The sequence below is a fragment of the Pseudomonas cistanchae genome (assembly GCF_054483635.1).
Window position 1 is genome coordinate 54915 of record NZ_JBTLWN010000003.1, and the last position, 21029, is coordinate 75943.

The 21029-nt window shown below is 64.8% G+C and carries 20 protein-coding genes; 6 read left to right on the top strand and 14 right to left on the bottom strand.

Annotation, left to right across the window (positions count from 1 at the left end; all coding sequences use genetic code 11):
* The first annotated feature begins 47 nt into the window (after positions 1-47).
* A complete protein-coding gene (locus ACX0MV_RS10245; RefSeq protein ID WP_458982405.1) occupies positions 48-1067 on the top strand; it encodes an AraC family transcriptional regulator in 1020 nt (339 codons plus the stop codon).
* 122 nt (positions 1068-1189) lie between these two features.
* Here ACX0MV_RS10245 and pdeM read toward each other — a convergent pair whose 3' ends face one another.
* The 5 genes from pdeM to speE form a co-directional block, all read right to left on the bottom strand.
* Positions 1190-1867, bottom strand: coding sequence for a ligase-associated DNA damage response endonuclease PdeM (gene pdeM / locus ACX0MV_RS10250; protein ID WP_458982406.1), 678 nt, complete (start codon positions 1865-1867; stop codon positions 1190-1192).
* 9 nt (positions 1868-1876) lie between these two features.
* Positions 1877-4489 carry a ligase-associated DNA damage response DEXH box helicase gene (locus ACX0MV_RS10255; RefSeq protein WP_458982407.1) on the bottom strand — a complete coding sequence of 871 codons (2613 nt, stop codon included), beginning with the start codon at positions 4487-4489 and terminating at the stop codon, positions 1877-1879.
* A 22-nt stretch (positions 4490-4511) separates the two neighbouring features.
* Positions 4512-6248, bottom strand: a complete 1737-nt coding sequence (locus ACX0MV_RS10260) for an ATP-dependent DNA ligase (RefSeq protein WP_458982408.1) — start codon at positions 6246-6248, stop codon at positions 4512-4514.
* Positions 6245-7288, bottom strand: coding sequence for a ligase-associated DNA damage response exonuclease (locus ACX0MV_RS10265; RefSeq protein WP_458982409.1), 1044 nt, complete (start codon positions 7286-7288; stop codon positions 6245-6247). Before ACX0MV_RS10265 ends, ACX0MV_RS10260 begins: the two co-directional genes overlap by 4 nt.
* Before the next feature lie 203 nt (positions 7289-7491).
* Positions 7492-8352, bottom strand: coding sequence for a polyamine aminopropyltransferase (speE, locus tag ACX0MV_RS10270; RefSeq protein ID WP_458982410.1), 861 nt, complete (start codon positions 8350-8352; stop codon positions 7492-7494).
* A gap of 174 nt (positions 8353-8526) precedes the next feature.
* On the opposite strand from speE, the gene ACX0MV_RS10275 reads away from it, so the two are divergent.
* The 3 genes from ACX0MV_RS10275 (at position 8527) to ACX0MV_RS10285 (ending at position 12519) form a co-directional block, all read left to right on the top strand.
* The gene (locus ACX0MV_RS10275; RefSeq protein WP_458982411.1) at positions 8527-9447 is read left to right on the top strand and encodes a DNA-3-methyladenine glycosylase family protein; all 921 of its coding nucleotides are present in this window, start codon (positions 8527-8529) and stop codon (positions 9445-9447) included.
* Between the two features lie 80 nt (positions 9448-9527).
* Positions 9528-11984, top strand: coding sequence for a glycogen/starch/alpha-glucan phosphorylase (locus ACX0MV_RS10280; RefSeq protein WP_458982412.1), 2457 nt, complete (start codon positions 9528-9530; stop codon positions 11982-11984).
* A 37-nt stretch (positions 11985-12021) separates the two neighbouring features.
* A complete protein-coding gene (locus ACX0MV_RS10285; RefSeq protein WP_458982413.1) occupies positions 12022-12519 on the top strand; it encodes a methylated-DNA--[protein]-cysteine S-methyltransferase in 498 nt (165 codons plus the stop codon).
* Positions 12520-12563: 44 nt separating this feature from the next.
* Here ACX0MV_RS10285 and ACX0MV_RS10290 read toward each other — a convergent pair whose 3' ends face one another.
* The 8 genes from ACX0MV_RS10290 to aroC form a co-directional block, all read right to left on the bottom strand.
* The gene (locus tag ACX0MV_RS10290; RefSeq protein WP_458982414.1) at positions 12564-13142 is read right to left on the bottom strand and encodes a histidine phosphatase family protein; all 579 of its coding nucleotides are present in this window, start codon (positions 13140-13142) and stop codon (positions 12564-12566) included.
* Positions 13143-13145: 3 nt separating this feature from the next.
* Positions 13146-13337 carry a PLDc N-terminal domain-containing protein gene (locus ACX0MV_RS10295; RefSeq protein ID WP_458982415.1) on the bottom strand — a complete coding sequence of 64 codons (192 nt, stop codon included), beginning with the start codon at positions 13335-13337 and terminating at the stop codon, positions 13146-13148.
* A 123-nt stretch (positions 13338-13460) separates the two neighbouring features.
* Positions 13461-13655: a PLD nuclease N-terminal domain-containing protein gene (locus tag ACX0MV_RS10300; protein WP_458982416.1), complete on the bottom strand. Its 195-nt coding sequence runs from the start codon at positions 13653-13655 to the stop codon at positions 13461-13463.
* A 71-nt stretch (positions 13656-13726) separates the two neighbouring features.
* Positions 13727-14410 carry an acireductone synthase gene (gene mtnC / locus ACX0MV_RS10305; protein ID WP_458982417.1) on the bottom strand — a complete coding sequence of 228 codons (684 nt, stop codon included), beginning with the start codon at positions 14408-14410 and terminating at the stop codon, positions 13727-13729.
* Between the two features lie 25 nt (positions 14411-14435).
* Positions 14436-14981 carry a 1,2-dihydroxy-3-keto-5-methylthiopentene dioxygenase gene (locus ACX0MV_RS10310; protein WP_458982418.1) on the bottom strand — a complete coding sequence of 182 codons (546 nt, stop codon included), beginning with the start codon at positions 14979-14981 and terminating at the stop codon, positions 14436-14438.
* Positions 14982-15001: 20 nt separating this feature from the next.
* On the bottom strand, positions 15002-15616 hold the full coding sequence (locus tag ACX0MV_RS10315; RefSeq protein WP_458982419.1) for a methylthioribulose 1-phosphate dehydratase: 615 nt from the start codon (positions 15614-15616) through the stop codon (positions 15002-15004).
* Positions 15613-16764, bottom strand: a complete 1152-nt coding sequence (locus tag ACX0MV_RS10320) for an MFS transporter (protein WP_458982420.1) — start codon at positions 16762-16764, stop codon at positions 15613-15615. Before ACX0MV_RS10320 ends, ACX0MV_RS10315 begins: the two co-directional genes overlap by 4 nt.
* Positions 16765-16846: 82 nt before the next feature.
* A complete protein-coding gene (gene aroC, locus ACX0MV_RS10325; protein ID WP_458982421.1) occupies positions 16847-17938 on the bottom strand; it encodes a chorismate synthase in 1092 nt (363 codons plus the stop codon).
* Positions 17939-18119: 181 nt separating this feature from the next.
* On the opposite strand from aroC, the gene ACX0MV_RS10330 reads away from it, so the two are divergent.
* Both ACX0MV_RS10330 and ACX0MV_RS10335 read left to right on the top strand, forming a co-directional pair.
* Positions 18120-19100 carry an alpha/beta hydrolase gene (locus tag ACX0MV_RS10330; protein WP_458982422.1) on the top strand — a complete coding sequence of 327 codons (981 nt, stop codon included), beginning with the start codon at positions 18120-18122 and terminating at the stop codon, positions 19098-19100.
* A gap of 61 nt (positions 19101-19161) precedes the next feature.
* On the top strand, positions 19162-19959 hold the full coding sequence (locus tag ACX0MV_RS10335) for a hypothetical protein (protein ID WP_458982423.1): 798 nt from the start codon (positions 19162-19164) through the stop codon (positions 19957-19959).
* A gap of 9 nt (positions 19960-19968) precedes the next feature.
* On the opposite strand, the gene prmB is transcribed toward ACX0MV_RS10335, so the two are convergent.
* Positions 19969-20892 carry a 50S ribosomal protein L3 N(5)-glutamine methyltransferase gene (gene prmB / locus ACX0MV_RS10340; protein ID WP_458982424.1) on the bottom strand — a complete coding sequence of 308 codons (924 nt, stop codon included), beginning with the start codon at positions 20890-20892 and terminating at the stop codon, positions 19969-19971.
* Positions 20893-21029: the final 137 nt, after the last annotated feature.

The window sequence follows — 21029 nt, forward strand, 5'->3', positions numbered from 1 at the left end:
AGGCGCTGTGGCATAGTCGCTCATCCATTGTGAGATTCGGTCATCGCATGACGCCTACCTGGCCCGCGCGCCGCAGCATCACCAGCGTGCAGCTACTCACGCAACTCGGCCTCGACCATGGTTTGAGTATCGAGCGGTGCCTGCGCGACACGGGGCTGGACGCGCTGCAACTGGCCGACCTGCAGTGCGAGATCGGCGCCAGCCAGGAGCTGCAGCTGGTGGCCAATCTGGTCACCGCCCTGCCTGACGTGGCCGATCTGGGCTTGCAGGCAGGCTTGCGCTATCAACTCACCACGTACGGTATCTGGGGTTACGCCCTGCTCAGCAGCCAGAGCTTTCGCCAGGCCGCCGAACTGGGCTTGCGCTACCTCGACCTGACCTTTGCCTTCAATCAGGTAAGCCTGAGCGAAGACGCCCATCATGCCCATCTGGACCTCGATGCCAGCGCCATCCCGCCGGCGCTTCAAGATTTTCTCGTGCAGCGCGATGCCATGGCGGTGCTGGTTATCCAGCGCGAGCTAATCGGCGCGGCCGTGCCGTTGCGCCAGGTGCAACTGCAGATGGCAGCGCCGGCGGACAGCACGCCGTTTATCGAGCGCTTCGGCGTACTGCCGGAGTTCGCCTGCGCCCGCAACCGCCTCAGCTTCGACCGTGACCTGCTTGACCGCCCTCTGCCGCGAGCCAACCCGAACAGCGCGCAGCTCTGCGAACTGCAATGCCAGACGCTGCTGGCCAAGCGCCGCGTACGCAGCGGCCTGGCCGGGCAGATTCGCGATCGCCTGCTCAGCCGCCCCGGGCGTCTGGCGGACATGGAAAGCATCGCCACTGAGCTGCACATGAGCTCGCGCACCTTGCGCCGCAAGCTGGAGGACGAAAACAGCAGCTTTCGCGCGCTGCAGGAGGAAGTCCGCCAGGCCCTGGCCGAGGAGCTGCTCGGCACCGGCGGCCTGACACTCGAAGAAATCGCCGAGCGCCTCGGCTATGGTGAGGTGTCCAACTTCATCCATGCCTTCAAGCGCTGGAAAGGCACCACCCCAGGCCTCTACCTCAAGCAGCGCCTGCGCTGAACTGGCGCTAGCGCCAAACTGCTGGCAGCTCAGGAATCACTGGTGGGGCTTGGCAAACGGCTGGCGCAGTTGTCTCAGCAGCTGCACCATCGAGTCGCCGAAGCGCGTTGATGGTGCTTGCGTCAGGCCCGCCCCGCCCCACCTGACACAGGCCATACGCCACCATCCAGTACTCCATACAGGCGTCGCCCTGGCGCCGCCTCAACCGCCATGCCGCCGGTGAAGCTGCCGAACGCCGGTAACAGGCTGACGTGCGAATCCAGGCAGAAGCACGGCAGGCGCACGCGCTGCCGGCCGCGTCCGCGGAGCTGGAACACCGGGTGGATATGGCCGGCCAGCACATGCCGGCTGGGGTGTGGATGGGGCTCGTGCTGCAACGCGAACGGCCCGAGCAGATAGGGCTCGGCCACCACCTCGATGCGCAACGAAGCAGGCGCATCACCCGCGCTGCGGTCATGGTTGCCGCGCACCAGGAGAATCTCCAGGTCGGCATGGCGATCACGCCAGGCCTGCAGCGCCGCCAATGTCGCGGGCGCGTGAGATTGCCGGGCATGCAGGAAGTCGCCGAGGAAAATCAGCTGCCGACAGTGATAGCGCTCCAGCAGCGCATCAAGCCGGCGCAGGTTTTCCGCGGTGGTGCCGCTGGGTACCGGCTGTCCCAGAGCGCGATAGGCCGCTGCCTTGCCGAAATGGATATCGGCGATCAGCAGCGCTTCGGCGCCCGGCCAGTACAGCGCCTTGTCGGCCAGAAGCCACAGTTCGGCATCGGCAATGGTTACCGCCAGTTCGGCTGGGTGCACGTCGATGGGTTACTCCTTGTTGATCGCGTCGAGCGCCTTCTGCGCTGCGGTCTGACGCGGGCGACCGGTCTTGCCCTGGCGCGGGCTGCGTTTGCGCGGTGCATCGCGCTCGACGCTGACGCCCGCACTCGGCTCAGCGCGGTAGGCGCCGGGCCCTGCGGCTTTTTCCAGATCGAGGACCATGCGCGCGATGCGGTCGGCGAGTTTCTCCGAACTGAGGCTTTCGCGAAAGCGTTCCACCAGCAACGGGAACGCCAGTGGCGTCGGCCGCTTCACCTGCTGCACCTGCAAACGCCGGCCTTGCAGGCGCAGCAAGGTGCGTTCGAGGTGCTCGACATCCAGCTCCTGACGCAGCACTTCTTCCTGGGCCTGGCTCAGCAACAGGTTATCCGGGTCGTATTTCTTGAACACCTCAAAAAACAGCCCGCTGGACGCCTGAACCTGCCGGGCGCTCTTGGCAGCGCCGGGGTACCCGCCGAACACCAGCCCGGCGATCCGCGCGATTTCGCGAAAGCGCCGCAACGCCAATTCGCCGGCATTCAGGCTGCCGAACACGTCCTGCAGGAGGTTGTCGCTGCGCAGCAGCTCGACGTTGAACCCGCGCGACCAGTCCACCTCGGTGGCCGACAGCAGCTCGAAGCCGTAGTCGTTCACCGCGATAGAGAAGGTCACCGGCTGCATCTGGCTCATGCGCCAGGCCAGCAGGCTGGCAAGCCCCAGGTGCACGTTGCGGCCGGCGAACGGGTAGACGAACAGGTGCCAGCCTTCGCGCGAGTGCAGCACCTCGGCAAGCAGGGTCGTCGGGCTGGGCAATGTCGACCAGCTCTGCTGCACCTGCAGCAACGGACGCAGCAGCTGCATTTCCGGGCCATCGAAATGCCCTTCGCCGGCGGCGCCAAAACGTGCGACCACCGCATCCGCCAGTTCGCTGGACAACGGCATGCGCCCGCCATTCCAGCGCGGCACCGCAGCCTTGCGGCCCTGACCACGGCGCACATAGGCGGTCATGTTTTCCACCCGCACCAGCTCCAGCAAACGGCCGGCGAACATGAAGCAGTCGCCGGGACGCAGCCGTGCAATAAAAGCCTCCTCGACATTGCCCAGGGAGCCGCCACCACCGCCCTTGCCCCAGAATTTCACGGCGATGCTGGCATCGCTGACGATGGTGCCGATGCTCATGCGATGGCGCCGCGCCAATGCCGCGTTTGGTACTCGCCATACGCCCTGCTCGTCCGGCTCGGCGCGTTGGTAATCGGGGTACGCGGTCAAGGAATGGCCGCCGTGGCGGACGAAGGCCAGCGCCCAGGCCCACTCCACCTCGTTGAGGTCGCGGTAGGCCCAGCTGCTGCGCACTTCGCTGAACAGTGCATCGGCCCGGAACCCGCCACCCAGGGCCATGCTGACCAGGTGCTGCACCAACACATCGAGGGGCTTTTCCGGCGACTGGCGGCCTTCGATCTGCCCCGCCGCGACTGCATCCTGGGCGGCAGCAGCTTCTATCAGCTCCAACGCATGGGTCGGCACCAGGGTGATCCGCGACGTACGGCCTGGCGCGTGGCCGGAACGGCCGGCGCGTTGCAACAGGCGTGCGATGCCCTTGGCCGAACCGATCTGCAGCACACGCTCCACCGGCAGGAAATCCACCCCCAGGTCCAGGCTGGAGGTGCACACCACGGCTTTCAGGCGGCCCTGTTTAAGGCTCAGCTCGACCCAGTCGCGCACCTCGCGCGACAGCGAGCCATGGTGCAGGGCGATCAGGCCGGCCCAGTCCGGGCGCGCGTCGAGCAGCGCCTGATACCAGACCTCCGCCTGCGAGCGGGTGTTGGTGAACACCAAGCTGGTGCCGCTGCCTTCGAGCTCGGTGAGCACCTGGGGCAGCATGCGCAAACCCAGATGCCCGGCCCAGGGAAAACGCTCGAGACCCGGCGGCAGCAAGGTGTCGATGCGCAGGTCCTTGGCCTGTTTGCCCTGCACCAGCCGGCCAGCACCGTCGGGCACCAGCACCTCCAGCGCATGGGGCTGATTGCCCAGGGTCGCCGACAAGCCCCAGACGATCAGCTGCGGATTCCATTGCCGCAGCCGTGCCAGGGCCAGCTGCAACTGCACGCCGCGTTTGTTGCCGAGCAGTTCGTGCCATTCGTCCACCACCAGCATGCGCAGACCGGCAAACTGCACCTCGGCATCGCTGCGAGTAAGCAACAGGGTCAGGCTCTCCGGCGTGGTGATCAGCGCGCTGGGCAGTTTGCGCGACTGCCGCGCGCGTTCGCCGCTGCTGGTATCGCCGGTGCGCAGGCCGACCGTCCAGGCGATGTTCAGATCATCCAGCGGCGCCTGCAGGGCACGCTGGGTATCGGCGGCCAGCGCGCGCATCGGGGTAATCCACAGCACGCTAAGCGGTGCGGCGGCCGGTTGGCGCTTGCGCGGCTGACCGCTGGCGGTGGTCGGTGCCACCGGCTTGGCGAATCGGTTAAGCGCCGCCAGCCACACCGCATAGGTTTTGCCGGAACCGGTGGTGGCGTGCAGCAGGCCGGATTCGCCCTTGCTGACGGCCGCCCAGACGGTTTTCTGGAAGGGAAAGGCTTTCCAGTTCTGCGCCGCGAACCAGCTGCTGGCGACACTCATGCCCGCAGCAGCTCCCCGGGGCTCATTGCAGCAAATCCTGCAGGATCGCCAGGGTGTCGGCGTCCTCGACGGTCTTGTCGTGGCGCCAGCGCAACATGCGCGGAAAGCGCACCGCAATGCCGCTCTTGTGCCGCTTTGACAACGCGATGCCTTCGAAGCCCAGCTCGAACACCAGGCTCGGTATGACGCTGCGCACGGGGCCGAACTTCTCGACCGTGGTCTTGCGCACGATCGCATCGACCTTGCGCATTTCCTCGTCGGTTAGCCCCGAATAGGCCTTGGCGAAAGGCACCAGGGTGCGCTCGCTGGCGCCGGGCGGACCGTCCCACACGGCGAACGTGAAGTCGGTGTAAAGGCTGGCCCGGCGGCCATGACCACGCTGGGCGTAAATCAGTACGGCATCGACGCTGAACGGATCGACCTTCCACTTCCACCACACGCCCATGTCCTTGGTTCGCCCAACCCCATACAGCGAATCGCGCGCCTTGAGCATCATGCCCTCCACACCCAGGCTGCGAGACGCACTGCGCTGCTCGGCGAGCGCCTGCCAGCTAGCGCCTTGCAAAAGCGGTGACGGCATCAACTGCGGGCTGGCGCAGGCGGCGATGACCTGTTCCAGTTGCTCGCGTCGCTGGTATTGCGGACGGCTGCGCCAATCCGCGCCCTGCCATTCCAGCAGGTCGTAGCCGAGCATGGCCACCGGTACATCTTCCAGCAGCTTCTTGCTCAGGGTCTTGCGACCGATCCGCTGTTGCAACAGGGCAAACGGCTGAATGCCAGGGCGCTGCGCTGCGTCCTCGCTGTCCGTGGCTGCGCTGTCAGGGGCCGTGCCAGCTTCGATCATCAACTGTGGCGGCTCGCCTTCAGCGTGCGGTGCATGGCGCCAGACCACCAGTTCACCGTCGATCACCGTGCCGTCCGGCAGCCGCTCGACCAATCCCTGCAGTTCGGGAAAGCGCTCGCTGATCAGCTCCTCGCCGCGCGACCAGATCCACAGCTGCCCGTCGCGCTTGACCAGCTGCGCGCGAATGCCGTCCCACTTCCACTCCACCTGCCAGGCGTCAACTGCGCCGAGCGTTTCTTCGAAGCGCTCCACCGGCAGTTGCAAGGCGTGGGCGAGAAAGAACGGATACGGCTGGCCGCCGCGCTGGGCGTGTTCATCACTGGATTCGGGGGCGATCAGCTTCAGGTAGCTGTTGGCGCCCGGCCGGTGCGACAGGTCGGTGTAGCCGACCAGGCGCTGCGCCACGCGCTTGGCGTCTAGCCCGGCCAGGCTGGCGAGCGCGCGGGTCACCAGCAGCTTGGACACACCGACGCGGAAGGCACCGGTGATCAGCTTGATGCAGACCATCAGCGCCTGCCGGTCGAGCTGCGCCCAGAATGCCGGCAGCCGCGCAGCCAGTTCTTCCGGCGGCAGCCCGCGCAGCGGCAACAGCTTGTCCTCGACCCAGGTCGCCAGGCCATCGCTGGATTCGTGGCTGGACTCGGGCAGCAATAGGGCAATGGTTTCAGCCAGATCGCCAACCGCCGAGTAGCTTTCCTCGAACAGCCACTCCGGTAGGTTGGCGGCGTCCATCGCCAGCTCGCGCAGCACGCGTGACGGCACCAGTTGGCGCGGCCGCCCACCGGCGAGAAAGAACACTGCCCAGGCGGCGTCGGAAGGGTTGGCGGCGCGAAAGTAATCCTGCATGGCGGCGAGCTTGGCGTTGCTCGAGGTGGTTTCATCGAGCCGCCCATAGAGTTCGGCAAACGCCTTCATTCGCCCACCTGCGCATCGGCCTCGGCGCTTGCCGACGCTTGCGTATTGGCGTCTTCCTCGTCGCCGTATTCGGTCTCAAAGCCCTGGGCATCCAGGCCCTTTTCCCGCAGGTGGCGCACCAGCACGCTGACCGAGCCGTGGGTGACGAAGACCCGCTCGGCGCCGGTTTCAGCGATGGCCCAGTTCAATCCTGGCCAGTCGGCGTGGTCGGACAGCACGAAGCCGCGGTCGACGCCGCGCCGCCTGCGCGTACCGCGCAGCATCATCCAGCCACTGGCGAAGGCGTCGCTGTAATCGCCGAAACGGCGCATCCAGGTGCTGCCGCCCGCCGAGGGCGGCGCCAGGATCAGCGCCTCGCGCAGCAACGGGTCGCCCTTCTTGAAGTCGCCGGCGTACTGGGTCTGCGGAATCCGCACGCCGCCGTCGCGGTACACCCGGTTGAGCGGCTCCATCGCGCCATGGGCGAGAATCGGCCCGATGCTGTCGTCGATGCCATGCAAAATCCGCTGCGCCTTACCGAAGGCATAACAGAACAGCACACTGGCACGGCCGGCCGCCTGGTTCTGCTGCCACCACTGATTGACCCCGGCGAAGATCTGCGCCTGCGGCTGCCAGCGATAGATCGGCAAACCAAAGGTCGATTCGGTGATAAAGGTGTGGCAGCGCACCGGTTCGAACGGCTCGCAGGTGCCGTCGGGCTCGACCTTGTAATCGCCGGATGCGACCCACACCTGCCCCTGGTATTCCAGGCGCACCTGGGCGGAGCCCAGCACGTGACCGGCAGGATGCAGGCTCAGGGTAACCCCGTGATGGTTGATGCGCTCGCCATAGGCCAGGGTCTGCAGGTTGATGTCCTGCCCCAGCCGTGCGCGCAGAATACCTTCACCAGGCGCGGCCGCCAGGTAATGCTGACTGCCCCAGCGGGCGTGGTCGCCATGGCCGTGGGTAATGACCGCACGCTCGACCGAGCGCCATGGGTCGATATAGAAATCACCGGGTGGGCAATACAGACCTTCGGGGCGGGCAATGACCAAATCCATAAACTGCCAATAGTCCTGTGCGGGATGACGGGCGTCTGTGTGCTTATGACTGGCGAAGCGGGGAAAAGGTTGGAGTATTCGCAGCGCCACGCGTGTGGCTGTCCCTGGGCAATCTGCCCGCCGCACCGCGCTGGAGCAAGCCTCAGCAAAATCCGGTAAAGAAAAAGGGGCCCGAGCGGCCCCTTGTCTTGAGCGAAATCCGCTCAGTCGTTGCTTGGCTTGTTGATCGCCTGCAGTACGTATTGCGGCAGGGCGAATGCGCCGATATGGACTTCCGGGTTGTAGTAGCGGGTGACGATGCCACTGCCGGCGAAACGCTGACGCAGGGTATCGAGCGGCAGCTTGCGGTAGTCGGCGTCGGTGGCACCCCAGGCGAACGTCATGGCGCCGCCGATGTAGGTGGGAATCGCGGCCTGGTAGAAGTGCCAGTCGGCGAACAGCCCGAGCATGCGCCCGGCAGTGGTCTGCACGCCCGACAGCTGCATGAACGGCGTGCCGTTCTGGGTCACCAGGATGCCGCCGTCATTCAGGCAGCGGCGGCAGGCCTGGTAGAAATTCTCGGAGAACAGCACTTCGCCCGGACCGATCGGGTCGGTGGAGTCGGAGATGATCACGTCGTACTTTTCTTCCGTGGTGGCGACGAAGCGCATGCCGTCGTCGATCACCAGGGTCAGACGCTCGTCTTCGAATGCGCCCTTGGAATGGTTCGGCAGAAACTCCTTGCACATCTCGACCACGGTGGCGTCGATCTCGACCATGGTGATGTGCTCGACGCTGTCGTGCTTGCACACCTCGCGCAGCATACCGCCGTCGCCGCCGCCGATGATCAGCACGCGCTTGGCCAGGCCGTGGGCCAGGATCGGCACATGGGTGAGCATCTCGTGGTAGATGAACTCGTCCGCTTCGGTGGTCTGGATCACCCCGTCCAGCGCCATTACCCGGCCCATGCGAGCATTCTCGAAAATCACCAGATGCTGATGGTCGGTGCGCACTTCGTGCAGCAGTTCGTCCATCCGAAAGCACTGGCCGTAGCCTTCATACAGCGTTTCTTGGTAATCGCTCATGGGTGGTTCCCCCTGATAGCCGAAATTCGGTAAGGACGCCGTATTGGAGCCCAGCCCTAAAGAAAGGTGCGCATTCTACGTTGCCCTCCCCAGCAGGTCGAACCCGAGGGCCGAAGCAAGTTCGAAAGCCAGTTTCGCGCTGACAAACTTGCCGGCGGCGGCTATCGTCGCGCCATGAACGATGCCCTTCCCCCTCCGGTTGTCCTCGCTTACCAGCCACCCTGGTCCTGGCAGCAGTTCCACGCCCATTACGCGCTGCGCGCGTTGCCCGGCATGGAGCGACTGAGCACCGACAGCTATTGCCGCAGCTTTCAGCTCGATGGCGTCAGCGGCTGGTTCTGCGTCCAGCCCATGCAGCAGCAAAACGCCTTGCTGTTGCACCACAGTTCCTCGGCCAGCGCCTGCCTGCCGGCGCTGATCCAGCGGGTGCGACGGATGTTCGACCTGGACGCCGAGCCTTTGCGGATCGCTGCGCACTTCGCCAACGACGCTCATCTCGCCCGCTCGTTTGCCAGCCACCCCGGCCTGCGTCTGCCGACCGCATTCGAGCCGTTCGAGCAGGCGGTGCGCGCCATCGTTGGTCAGCAGGTTACGGTCAAGGCCGCGGTCACCATCACCGGGCGGCTGCTCAACCGTTTCGGCGAGCCGTTACCGGCTGGCGCGTCCAGCGAGGCCGTGCAGCGCCTTTTTCCCAGCCCTCAGGCCATCGCGGCAGCGGACCTGACCGGGATCGGCATGCCGGGAAAACGGGTGCAGACCCTGCAACATTTTGCCGCGCAGATCGCCAGTGGCGAGCTGCTGCTCGATATGAGCCAGGGCAGCGCACAGCTGATCGAGCGGCTCTGCGCGCTCCCCGGCATCGGTCCCTGGACCGCCGAATACATCGCCCTGCGTGCGTTCGGCGAGCCGGATGCGTTTCCCACCAGCGACCTGGGCCTGCTCAAGGCGCCGCTGTGGGGCATGGGCGGCATCAGCGCCAAGCAATTGGCCGTGCACGCCGAAGCCTGGCGACCGTGGCGCGCCTATGCGGCCGTGCACCTGTGGCACAGCAGCACGGCGCAGGCGAATTCGGTGCCAAATCTCAGCGAACCCTGAAGCCGACTGAGGGGTCACAGCGATAGAGCCTCGCTGGCTCTGCGCCAACCCTTTCACCTCGAAGCCAAGGATTTTGCCCCATGTCCCAGGACCCTTCCGTTGCCATCAACGCCGAAGAAGTTGCGGCTTTTCGCGCCAGTGTGCTGTCGAAACTGACCTATTCCGTCGGCAAAGACCCCGAGCATGCATTCGATCACGACTGGTTCGAGGCGATCGCCCTGGCCACCCGCGACCGGCTGGTGGACAAGTGGATGGATCACACGCGCAGGGTCTACCGCGACGGGAAAAAGCGGGTCTATTACCTGTCTCTGGAATTTCTGATCGGCCGGCTGCTGTTCGACAGCATGAGCAACCTGGGCATCGTCGACGTGGCCCGAGCCGCGCTGGATGACCTGGGCGTCGACCTGGACCGCATCCGTCGTCTTGAGGCCGACGCCGCGCTGGGTAACGGTGGTTTGGGCCGTTTGGCCGCCTGTTTCATGGAAAGCATGGCGACCCTGGGCCTGGCCGCCCACGGTTACGGCATTCGTTACGAGCACGGCCTGTTCCGCCAGGCGGTGGTCGATGGCTGGCAGCTGGAGCAGACCGAAACCTGGCTGGATTTCGGCAACCCCTGGGAATTCGAGCGCCCCGAGGTGACCTACCTGATCGGCTTTGGCGGCGGCGTCTCGGCCAGCATCAACGCCCAGGGCGAACCCAAGCACTACTGGAACTGGGCCGAAGGCATCCGCGCAATCGCCTATGACACGCCGGTCGCCGGCTGGCGCGGTGCCGGGGTGAATACCCTGCGCCTGTGGCGTGCCCGCGCCGAAAGCGATTTTCACCTCGAGCGGTTCAATGCCGGCGACCATATCGGCGCCGTGGCCGAAGAGGCGCGCGCAGAAAGCATCTCGCGGGTGCTCTACCCGGCCGACAGCACCGAGGCCGGTCAGGAACTGCGCCTGCGCCAGGAATACTTCTTTGTCGCCGCCTCGCTGCAGGACCTGCTGCGGCGCCATATCAAGCAGCACGATGGCGTGCACAACCTGCCTGAATACGCGGCGATCCAGCTCAACGACACCCACCCGGCGATTGCCGTTGCCGAGCTGATGCGCCTGCTGGTCGACGTGCATGACATCCCCTGGCCTAGGGCCTGGGAGCTGACCGTCGCCACGCTGTCCTACACCAACCACACGCTGCTGCCGGAAGCCCTGGAAACCTGGCCGGTGGGCCTGATGGAGCGTCTGCTGCCGCGGCACATGCAGATCATCTACCTGATCAACGCGTACCACATCGATGCACTGCGCGCGCGCGACATCCACGACTTCGAGCTGTTGCGCGCAGTGTCGCTGATCGAGGAGGACAACGGCCGTCGCGTGCGCATGGGCAACCTGGCGTTCCTTGGCTCGCACAGCATCAACGGCGTGTCCGGGCTGCACACCCAACTGATGCGCAAGACCGTGTTCACTCATCTGCATTCGCTGTACCCGGAGCGCATCAACAACAAGACCAACGGCATCACCTTCCGCCGCTGGCTTTACCAGGCCAACCCTGAGCTCACTGCGCTGCTGGTCGAAGCGGCCGGCGAAGAGCTGCTGGACAACCCGGAAACCCTGCTGAGCAACGTCGAGGCCTTCGCCGACAAGCCCGTCTTCCGCAAACGTTTCGCCGATCAGCGGCGGCTGAAGAAGCTGGAGTTGGTGCGCGTCGTCGAAGAGCGGATGAACATTTCCCTCAACCCCGACGCGTTGTTCGACGTGCAAATCAAGCGCATCCACGAATACAAGCGCCAGCTGCTCAACCTGCTGCACACCGTGGCGCTGTACCAGGCGATGCGCGCCGAACCGGCCACCGACTGGGTACCGCGGGTGAAGATCTTCGCCGGCAAGGCGGCGGCCAGTTATCACCAAGCCAAACTGATCATCAAGCTGGCCAACGATATCGCCCGCACCGTCAACGACGACCCGACCCTGCGCGGTCAACTCAAGGTGGTGTTCCTGCCCAACTACAACGTCAGCCTGGCCGAGGTGATCATCCCCGCGGCGGACCTGTCCGAGCAGATCTCTACCGCCGGGCTGGAAGCGTCCGGCACCAGCAACATGAAGTTTGCCCTCAACGGTGCGCTGACCATCGGCACCCTGGATGGCGCCAACGTGGAAATGTCCGAGCTGATCGGCAAGGAGCACATGTTCATTTTCGGCATGACGGCCAATCAGGTGCAGGCGCGCAAGCTGGCCGGGGAGTACAACGCCGAGTCGATCGTGCAGGAATCGCCGCGCCTGAACGAAGTGCTGCAAGCCATCCGCAATGGCGTATTCTCGCCAGACGATCCAACCCGCTACACCGCGCTGGTCGACAACCTGATCGCCCACGATACCTTCTTCGTGTGTGCCGATTTTGATGCCTACTGGCATGCCCAGCGCCGCGTCGCCGATTACTGGCGCTCGCCCAAGCTGTGGTGGCGCTCGGCGGTGTTGAATACGGCGCGGGCCGGCTGGTTTTCCTCCGACCGCACCATTCGCGAATACGCCCGCGACATCTGGAAAGTGCTCGACTGAGATCGGCCGACCAGGCGCGGTAAACAGGAGAGCCGCGATGCATTACCGCTACCACGAGAGCCCACTTGGCCGTCTGTTGCTGGTGGGCAGCGGCGCCGGGCTGCACAAGGTGCTGATGGATATCCAGGACAGGCCCTGGACCATCGGCGACGACTGGCAGCCGGCGCAGGCCGAACTGGATGTCGCCTGCCGTCAGCTCGACGAATATTTCAGTGGCCGGCGTACCCGGTTCGAGCTGCGCCTGGCGCCAAAAGGCACGCCATTCCAGCAGGCAGTGTGGCAGGCCCTAGTCGACATTCCTTACGGCCAGACCACCAGCTACAGCGCGCTGGCCGCGAGGATCGGACGGCCCCAGGCGATTCGTGCGGTGGGCACCGCGAATGGCGCAAACCCAATTGCGGTGATTGTGCCTTGCCATCGGGTGATTGGCGCCAACGGCAGCCTGACCGGCTACGCGGGCGGACTCCCACGCAAAAGCCTGCTGCTGAAACTGGAAGGCCAGCGTCAGCATGAGCAGGTCGAGCTGGCGCTGTAACCTGGTGCTGCTACCTGATGCGGTAAGTGCAGCAAGCGCCGTGCTCAGGGCGCGGCGATGCGTCCGAGCAAAGTGGCCGGCGACGTCAGCGGCACCGCCAGAATCAGCCCTTCGCCAGATGCGGGATAAATTCCGGTGAGTGCAGTGATATTGACCTGATGCGAGACCAGCACCCGCGTCGCGTCCTGCTCCAATCCATTGATGTGCTCGAGCAGCTCCTCCGTCTGCTGGCTGGCCCGCGCCCGTGTGGCGAAGAACGAATCCAGCGCCGGTAGCGGCTGAACCGGGCCAAGGTCCATCTGCGTGGCGGTGTCGCGGGCGCGGCACCAGCGGCTGCTGTACAGCTGCAGTCGTTCGAAGCGCTGCGCCCGCAACAGCTCGCCCCAGCGCCGGGCTTGCTCGCGGCCACGGGCATCGAGGTTGCGTTGGCTGCTGCAGTCGTCCAGGCGAAAATCCGCCGGGTCGCCAAATCCGGGGGCGCTGGCGTGGCGCAACAACAGGATTGCCCGGCCATTGCGCAGTGCGTCCCAAGCTGCTGCCTCATCCGCAGCGTATACGCTGGAAAGCAGCCCGCCGCACAGGCTCAACGCGAGCCCGAGCAGCCCAGCTGCGAAGCGCTTCATTGCTTAGAACTTGACGTTGCCGCGCGGCCCCATCAGCGCCCAGATGATCAGACCAACCACCGGCAGGAACAGGATCAACAGCACCCAGAGCACCTTCTTGCCGGTATCCGAATTGCTTTTGACCACATTGATGATGGCCCAAATGTCCAGGGCGAAAATGATCAGACCGATCAAGCCATTGAAACCGCTGCCCATGGTGACACTCCTTTGAAAGTTGTTTTTAGAAACGGACCTTGATCCGCGCCCGGCAGGATGCGCCCTAATCGTTCAGGTTGCTACGGGGTCGAATTGCAAGGAATTGCACATCGCCAGTTGCCTCTAGCGCGGCGGCATGGCATGGGCCCGCGGGCCCATGATGAACCAGTTGAAAACGCCCAGTAGCGGGAACAGCAGAATCAGGCTCACCCAGAGCACTTTCATGTTGCGGCTGGTGTTGCTCTTGAGCACGTTGTAGGCGGCCCACAGGTGCAACGCGAGCAGCACCAGCGCCAGTGCGGCATACAGCAGATCCATGGGTGCTCCCGAAACAGACCGTTTAGCCTTCGATAGCGGCTGCGGCCGTCTGGTTCCGCCTATCCGGCGGCTCAGAGCCGGTCGAGGTCGATCACCGCGAAACTGGCAACGGTGTCATGGCCTGGCAGCTCGCCGCCCTCCCGGGCAACGCCGAGGGTACGCAGCCCGGCCTGCTGGGCGGCGTCGAGTTCTTCGACGATATCGGAGAGAAACACAATCTCGTCAGCCGGTACACCGATCGCCTGGGTGATGCTGCGGTAGGAACCAGCCTCGCGCTTGGCCCCGCTGCCGGTGTCGAAATAGCCGGAAAACAGCGGCGTCAGATCGCCGGCCTCGGAGCAGCCGAAGATCAGCTGCTGGGCCTGTATCGACCCCGAGGAATACACATAGAGCATATAGCCCTGCTGCTTCCAGCGCTTCAGCGCTTCGACGGCGTCCGGATAGACATGCCCCTTGAGCTGGCCGTTCTGATAACCCTGTGCCCAGACCATGCCCTGCAGCGCTTTCAGCGGCGTAGCTTTGCGGTCTTCGGCGATCCACTCCAGCAGAATCTCGACGACCCGCGCGGTATCGGCGGTTGCTTCGCCTGCCTGGCCGCGTACCGCTGCCAGTTGCTCGGCGACCTGAGGCTGATCGGCATGGGCCGCGACGAAGTCCGGCAAGTGCCGGGCGGCATAGGGAAACAGCACATCGAAGACGAAACTCACCGCGCTGGTGGTGCCTTCGATATCGGTGAGAATGGCTTTGATCGGCATGGGGTCCCCCGCAGATTAGGTCGGATCAATCGTCCAGACGCGGAAAGCGGCTGGCGACCTCTTCACCGGTGAACTGGGCGACCCAGCCTTCGGCATTGTTGAACAGGCGGATGGCCACGAAGTGCGGCTGCTCGCCCATGTCGAACCAGTGCCGCGTGCCGGCTGGTACCGAAATAAGGTCGTTCTTCTCGCACAGCACGGCGTAGACGTAGTCGTCGATATGCAGGGTAAACAGCCCGCGCCCGGCGACGAAGAAACGCACTTCGTCTTCAGCGTGGCGGTGCTCATCGAGAAACTTGGCACGCAGCTCGGCTTTCTGCGGGTGGTCGTGGGTCATGCTGACAACATCGACGGTGACGTAGCCGCGCTCGTTCATCAGCGTGTCGATCTGCGGGCGGTAGGCGGCAATCACCTCGTCCGGACTAGCACCCGGGGCAATGGGCGCGCTGGCCTGCCAGCGCTCGAAACGCACACCGACCTCGGCCAGGGTGCTGGCGATGTCTTCCAGGTGGGTCAGTACCTTGTTCGGCAGATCGGGAGAGGACTCGTGGTAAACGGTCAGGCTGCTCATGCTGGGCTCTCTTGGTCAGGTCATTGCAATGCGCGCAGTTTCAGCTCGCACTCGAATAGGAACTCGAAGGCTTCGATCTGGCGCAGCGCGTCGCTCATCTGCGCGCCCCAGGTGTACAGCCCGTGGCCACGAATCAGGTAGCCGACGCAGTCGGGATGGGCGTCCAGCCAGGGCTGCACCTTGCCAGCCAGGCGGGCGATATCCTGATCGTTGTCGAAAATCGGCACCACGACCCGAGATTCGTGGGTGGCGACGCCGCTGAAGGCCTTCTGCAATTCGTAGTCTTCGAACGTCAGCGCCTCGGCCTGGCTGAGGCGCGACAGCACCGTGGCATTCACCGAATGGGTGTGCAACACCGCGCCGATTTCCGCCTTCCAGTTGTACAGCTGCGTGTGCAGCAGGGTTTCCGCCGAGGGCTTCTTTCCAGGCTCGAGGCTCTGGCCGTGCATGTCGGTGGCGAGCACGTCATCCACACCGAGCTGGCCTTTGTGCTTGCCGGAAACCGTCAGCAACGCCTCGCTGGCGGACAGGCGCAGTGAGTAGTTGCTGCTGGTGGCTGGCGACCAGCCACGCTGATAAAGAAACTGCCCGGCCTCGACGATCTGTCGGGCCAGCTGTTCGCGGGTCGAGCTCATGGCCGCTCCTCTTGTATGCGGGTGGCGGTGATAACGGCAGCCGTCAGGGCTACCAGGCTGGCGATGGCAAACGTCCACGCCGGGCCGAGGGTGTTCCAACTGTAACCGGAATACAGCGCGCCCAAGGCACCGCCCACGCCAGCCAGGGCGGCATAAAGCGCCTGGCCCTGGCCCTGCTGGCGATCGGCAAAACTGCGCTGGACAAAATGAATAGCCGCCGCATGGAAACTGCCGAACGTCGCCGCATGCATCAACTGCGCGAACAGCAGCACCGTCAAGTGATCGGCGAGATTGCCCAGCAGCAGCCAGCGCACAGCGGTAATCAGAAAGCTGGCGAGCAGCACCGTGCGCAGCGAATACCGAGCGAGCAGCTTGGCCATCAGCATGAACAGCACGATTTCGGCCAGCACGCCGAGCGCCCATAACTGGCCGATCAGGCCGCGGGAATAGCCGAGCGCTTCCAGGTGCAGGGTGAGAAAGGTGTAGTACGGGCCGTTGCTCAGCTGCATCAGGCCAACGCTCAGGTAGAACGCGAGGATGCCAGGCCGGCGCAACTGGCGGATGAAGCCGCCCTGCCCCAGGGTATTCGGACGCATCTGGGGTTGTGCGCTGGGCACCCACCAGCTGCTGAGGACGATTCCGCCCATGATCAGGATCAGCGCCCAGGGGTAGGCGTCCAGGCTGAGCCGCTCGAACAGCTGGCCCAGGCCGACCACGGCGACGATGAAGCCGATGCTGCCCCACAGCCTTATCTGGCTGTAGCGGGTTGCCTGTTCCTTCAAGTGCGCCAGGGTGATGACTTCGAACTGTGGCAGTACCGCGTGCCAGAAAAACGCATGCAAGGCCATGATCAGCGCCAGCCAGGCGTAGCTCTGGCTGATGAAGATGCCGGCGAAGCACAGCAGCGTGCAGAACGCACCAAAGCGCACGATCGCCAGTCGCCGGCCACTGTAATCGCCCAGCCAGCCCCAGATGTTCGGCGCGATGCAGCGCATCAGCATGGGAATCGCCACCAGTTCGCCGATCCGCGCCGGCGAAAACCCCAGGTGGTCGAAATACAACGCCAGGAACGGCGCGGTGGCGCCGAGCAGCGAGAAATAGAAAAAGTAGAAGCCGGATAGGCGCCAATAGGGCAATGCCGTATTCATGCCGTAGCCTGGGTCGATAGCAGCGATACCCAGGAGATTGCTTGTTGGGTATCGCTGCGCTCAACCCAACCTACGCTGACCTTCACAGCTGCGGCAGCACCGGCGTTGCCACCCGCACATCGGCGTTCTGCGCGCGGTGGCGCAGCAGGTGGTCCATCAGCACGATGGCCATCATCGCCTCGGCGATGGGCGTTGCGCGAATGCCGACACAGGGGTCGTGACGACCTTTGGTGATGACGTCCGCCGGATTGCCGTCGACATCAATCGAACGCCCCGGGGTAGTAATGCTGGAGGTTGGCTTCAGGGCCAGGTGCGCCACGATCGGCTGGCCGGAAGAAATACCGCCCAGGATGCCGCCAGCGTTGTTGCTGAGGAAGCCGGCCGGGGTCATCTCGTCGCGGTGTTCGGTGCCGCGCTGGGCGACGCTGGCGAATCCGGCACCGATTTCCACGCCTTTGACCGCGTTGATGCTCATCAACGCATGGGCCAGTTCCGCGTCCAGGCGGTCGAAGATCGGCTCGCCCAGGCCAGGCATCACACCTTCGGCGACTACGGTGATCTTCGCGCCAACCGAATCCTGGTCGCGGCGCAGCTGGTCCATGTAGGCTTCCAGCTCGGGCACCTTGCTCGGGTCGGGGCTGAAAAAGGCATTCTCCTCGACGCTGCTCCAGCTCTTGAACGGAATCTCGATGGGCCCGAGCTGGCTCATGTAGCCACGCACGACGATGCCCTGGGTCGCCAGGTACTTCTTGGCAATGGCGCCCGCGGCCACGCGCATCGCGGTTTCGCGGGCGGAGCTGCGTCCGCCGCCGCGGTAGTCGCGGATGCCGTACTTGTGGTGATAGGTGTAATCGGCATGGGCCGGGCGGAACAGGTCCTTGATCGCCGAGTAATCCTTGGATTTCTGGTCGGTATTGCGGATCAGCAGGCCGATGGCGCAGCCGGTGGTCTTGCCTTCGAACACCCCGGCGAGGATTTCTACCACATCGTCTTCCTGACGCTGCGTGGTGTGGCGGCTGGTGCCGGGCTTGCGCCGGTCGAGGTCGCGCTGCATGTCTTCCAGGGACAGTTCGATGCCCGGCGGGCAACCGTCGACGATGGCGACCAGCGCCGGACCATGGCTTTCGCCGGCCGTGGTGACGGTAAACAACTTGCCGTAGGTATTGCCGGACATTGCAGGAACTCCGCGAAAATCAGCGCTGGGCGCAACTACGCTTGCCAGCGCAGCCCCACCCCGACTTAATGAAGGCCGCGAGTATACCCGCGGCGCCCGTGCAGTTCACCCCACGAACCTTGCGCCGCCGTGCGCGTCCAACCGACTCCCATTTAGAAGCTAACTGCTGAAGTGCCTGCCTATGTTGTCGCGTCTCCTGCCTGTTGTCCTGCTGCTGTGCGCCGAACTAACGCAGGCAGCTTCAAGTACCGTCCTGCAACGTCCGATGCAGTTGCACACCAGCCAGGGCGTGCTGCATGGCACCTTGCTCCAGCCGCGCAGCGACGAGCCGGTCCCGGTGGCCCTGCTGATCGCCGGTTCCGGGCCGACCGACCGCGACGGCAACAACCCGGCCGGCGGCCATAACGACAGCCTCAAGCGCCTGGCCCAGGCCCTGGCCAAGCATGGCATCGCCAGCCTGCGCTACGACAAGCGCGGAGTCGCGGCCAGCCGCGCCGCAACGCCGGACGAGCGCGACCTGAGCGTGGCCCGTTACGTCGACGACGCGGCGGCCTGGGGTCAGTTGCTCAAGGCCGATGCGGCGTTCGATCGGTTGATTCTGGTCGGCCACAGCGAAGGCGCACTGATCGCCAGCCTGGCGGCACCCGAGGCGCAGGCCGATGGCGTGGTCAGCATTGCCGGCAGCGCTCGGCCAATCGACCAGGTGCTGCGCGAACAACTGCATTACCGCCTGCCGCCTGCCCTGCTGGCGCACAGCTATCGAATCCTCGACAGCCTGGTGGCTGGGCAAGCTGACGCGGCCGTGCCCGATGAGTTAAAGGTGCTGTTCCGCTCAAGCGTACAGCCGTACCTGATCTCGCTGTTCCAGCACAATCCCAGCGAGGCCTTCGCCCGACTGCAGGTGCCGGCGCTGATCGTCCAGGGCAGCCACGACATCCAGGTCAGTGTCGGCGATGCCCAGGCGCTGAAAGCGGCCAAGCCCGATGCGCGCCTGGTGATCGTCGACGGCATGAATCACGTCCTGCGCATCGTGCCCCTCAATCTGCAGTCGCAGCTGGCGTCCTACGACAACCCCAAGTTGCCACTGGCAACGGGGCTGATCACGCCTATCGTCGAGTTCATTCAGCGTATTGGCACAGTGCCAGCCTCCAGCGGCGGATAAAGCGGCCGATAAACCGGCTGCTAGGTCGCGCACGCCTGGCATCGCGCACAGGACCGCTCCCATGACCGACACTCCCGCTCCTTCATCCGATGGTCTGGCCGAAGCCGACGACCAGGCCGTGGCCGAAAAACCGCACGCATGGGCGGAGCTCGCCCCCGAGCAGTTTCGGCTATTGCGCCTGGCGCCCTTGCAGGTGGACCGTGATACCGGTGCGCGCCCCCTGCGCTTCGTTCAACTGGGCCGCGTAGCGCGCCACAGCAGGGAGCTGAGCCTGCTGCGCCTGACCATCGACCTGCCGGGCCAGCGCGTGCGCAAGGAACAGAACGTCCTGGAGGTGTGGCTTGACCATCGCCTCAAGGAAGCCCGCTTCGGCCCCGAGAAGGGTCTGCAGATCGAGCCAGCCAACCGCGGCCTTGGCCGCTTCCTGCTGGCTCAGGGCATCGCCTGGGCACGGCAGAGCTGTGCGCATTACAGCGTTGAAGGCGGGGCGCTGCCGGCCAAGGATGCCCTCAGCGAAGGTGCGCGCATACGCCGCGACCAGTGCCTGCAGGCCCAGGGCTTCAGCGTGGAATACCTCGACCCGCTGCAGCTGAAAGCCCGCTACGGCGCCCCGCGCGTCGGTGCTCTGCACGCCGACTGGCACAGCGAGAAGGTCCAGGTCGTCAACCTGCTCGATGCCGCCAACATGCTGCAGCAGGCCGATCAGAACCTGCGCGAGCAGGATGTGACCATTCGCAAGCTGGAGGAGCGCATCAACCGCTTCAGGCGCGAGGATGGCAGCCTGCGCTTCACCATCACCTGCCTGATTGCGTTCTGTATTTTCCAGGCCGGCCTGCTGATCTGGATCGCAACGCGCTGAGCCAGCCGCCTAGCCGTTGACTCGCTGGCGGAACAGTGCCTGATGCTCGCGGCACTGCTGGGCCGCGAGCAGGAACACGCCGTGACCGCCGCGCTCGAACTCGAGCCAGGTGAAGTCGACCTCCGGGTACAACGCCTCGACGTGAACCTGGCTGTTGCCCACCTCGACGATCAGCGTGCCCTTCTCGCTCAGGTGATCCGCCGCTTCGGCCAGCATGCGCCGCACCAGGTCCAGACCATCGGCGCCGCAGGCGAGGCCCAGTTCCGGCTCGTGCTGGTATTCGGCCGGCATGTCGGCGAAATCCTCGGCGTCCACGTAAGGCGGATTGGAGACGATCAGATCGAAGCGCTGGCCCGGCAAGCCGGCAAAACCGTCACCCTGAACGGTGTAGACCCGCTCATCCAGACCGTGCCGTTCGATATTGCGGTTGGCCACTTCAAGCGCCTCGTACGACAGATCCCCCAGCACCACCTCGGCCTCGGCGAACTCGTAGGCACAGGCAATGCCGATACAGCCCGAACCGGTGCACAGGTCGAGAATTCGCGCAGGCTCCTGCGCCAGCCAGGGCTCGAAGCGCTGCTCGATCAGCTCGGCAATCGGCGAGCGCGGAATCAGCACGCGCTCATCGACGATGAAGGGCAAGCCGCAGAACAGCGCCTCACCGAGCAGATACGCGGTCGGCACGCGCGCCTCGATGCGGCGTTCGAGCAGCGCTTGCAGGTGCAGGTGCTCATCGTCCTGCAGACGGCAGTCGAGGTAGGCGTCGGCAATTTCCCAGGGCAGATGGAGCGCGCCCAGCACCAGCTGACGCGCCTCGTCCCAGGCATTGTCGGTGCCGTGGCCGAAGAACAGCTCCTCGCCATGGAAACGACTGACCGCCCAGCGAATGTAGTCACGGATGGTGTGCAGGCGATTGGTGGTTAGATCGGTCACTTAAGCGGCTCCAGGCAAGATTGGGCGCATTCTAGCCCATGCCCCTGGCGCGCTCACCCGCGATCCCCGCTTACCTGCGATCCCTATGCCTCGAATCGTCCACGCAACGCAACTTTGGTCACAGAGGTTCACAGGTG

Coding starts and splice junctions, on each gene's coding strand:
- ACX0MV_RS10245 (WP_458982405.1), top strand. CDS start 48: ATGACGCCTACCTGGCCCGCGCGCCGCAGCATCACCAGCGTGCAGCTA.
- ACX0MV_RS10255 (WP_458982407.1), bottom strand. CDS start 4,489: ATGAGTGTCGCCAGCAGCTGGTTCGCGGCGCAGAACTGGAAAGCCTTT.
- ACX0MV_RS10260 (WP_458982408.1), bottom strand. CDS start 6,248: ATGAAGGCGTTTGCCGAACTCTATGGGCGGCTCGATGAAACCACCTCG.
- ACX0MV_RS10265 (WP_458982409.1), bottom strand. CDS start 7,288: ATGGATTTGGTCATTGCCCGCCCCGAAGGTCTGTATTGCCCACCCGGT.
- speE (WP_458982410.1), bottom strand. CDS start 8,352: ATGAGCGATTACCAAGAAACGCTGTATGAAGGCTACGGCCAGTGCTTT.
- ACX0MV_RS10275 (WP_458982411.1), top strand. CDS start 8,527: ATGAACGATGCCCTTCCCCCTCCGGTTGTCCTCGCTTACCAGCCACCC.
- ACX0MV_RS10280 (WP_458982412.1), top strand. CDS start 9,528: ATGTCCCAGGACCCTTCCGTTGCCATCAACGCCGAAGAAGTTGCGGCT.
- ACX0MV_RS10285 (WP_458982413.1), top strand. CDS start 12,022: ATGCATTACCGCTACCACGAGAGCCCACTTGGCCGTCTGTTGCTGGTG.
- ACX0MV_RS10290 (WP_458982414.1), bottom strand. CDS start 13,142: ATGAAGCGCTTCGCAGCTGGGCTGCTCGGGCTCGCGTTGAGCCTGTGC.
- ACX0MV_RS10295 (WP_458982415.1), bottom strand. CDS start 13,337: ATGGGCAGCGGTTTCAATGGCTTGATCGGTCTGATCATTTTCGCCCTG.
- ACX0MV_RS10300 (WP_458982416.1), bottom strand. CDS start 13,655: ATGGATCTGCTGTATGCCGCACTGGCGCTGGTGCTGCTCGCGTTGCAC.
- mtnC (WP_458982417.1), bottom strand. CDS start 14,410: ATGCCGATCAAAGCCATTCTCACCGATATCGAAGGCACCACCAGCGCG.
- ACX0MV_RS10310 (WP_458982418.1), bottom strand. CDS start 14,981: ATGAGCAGCCTGACCGTTTACCACGAGTCCTCTCCCGATCTGCCGAAC.
- ACX0MV_RS10315 (WP_458982419.1), bottom strand. CDS start 15,616: ATGAGCTCGACCCGCGAACAGCTGGCCCGACAGATCGTCGAGGCCGGG.
- ACX0MV_RS10320 (WP_458982420.1), bottom strand. CDS start 16,764: ATGAATACGGCATTGCCCTATTGGCGCCTATCCGGCTTCTACTTTTTC.
- aroC (WP_458982421.1), bottom strand. CDS start 17,938: ATGTCCGGCAATACCTACGGCAAGTTGTTTACCGTCACCACGGCCGGC.
- ACX0MV_RS10330 (WP_458982422.1), top strand. CDS start 18,120: ATGTTGTCGCGTCTCCTGCCTGTTGTCCTGCTGCTGTGCGCCGAACTA.
- ACX0MV_RS10335 (WP_458982423.1), top strand. CDS start 19,162: ATGACCGACACTCCCGCTCCTTCATCCGATGGTCTGGCCGAAGCCGAC.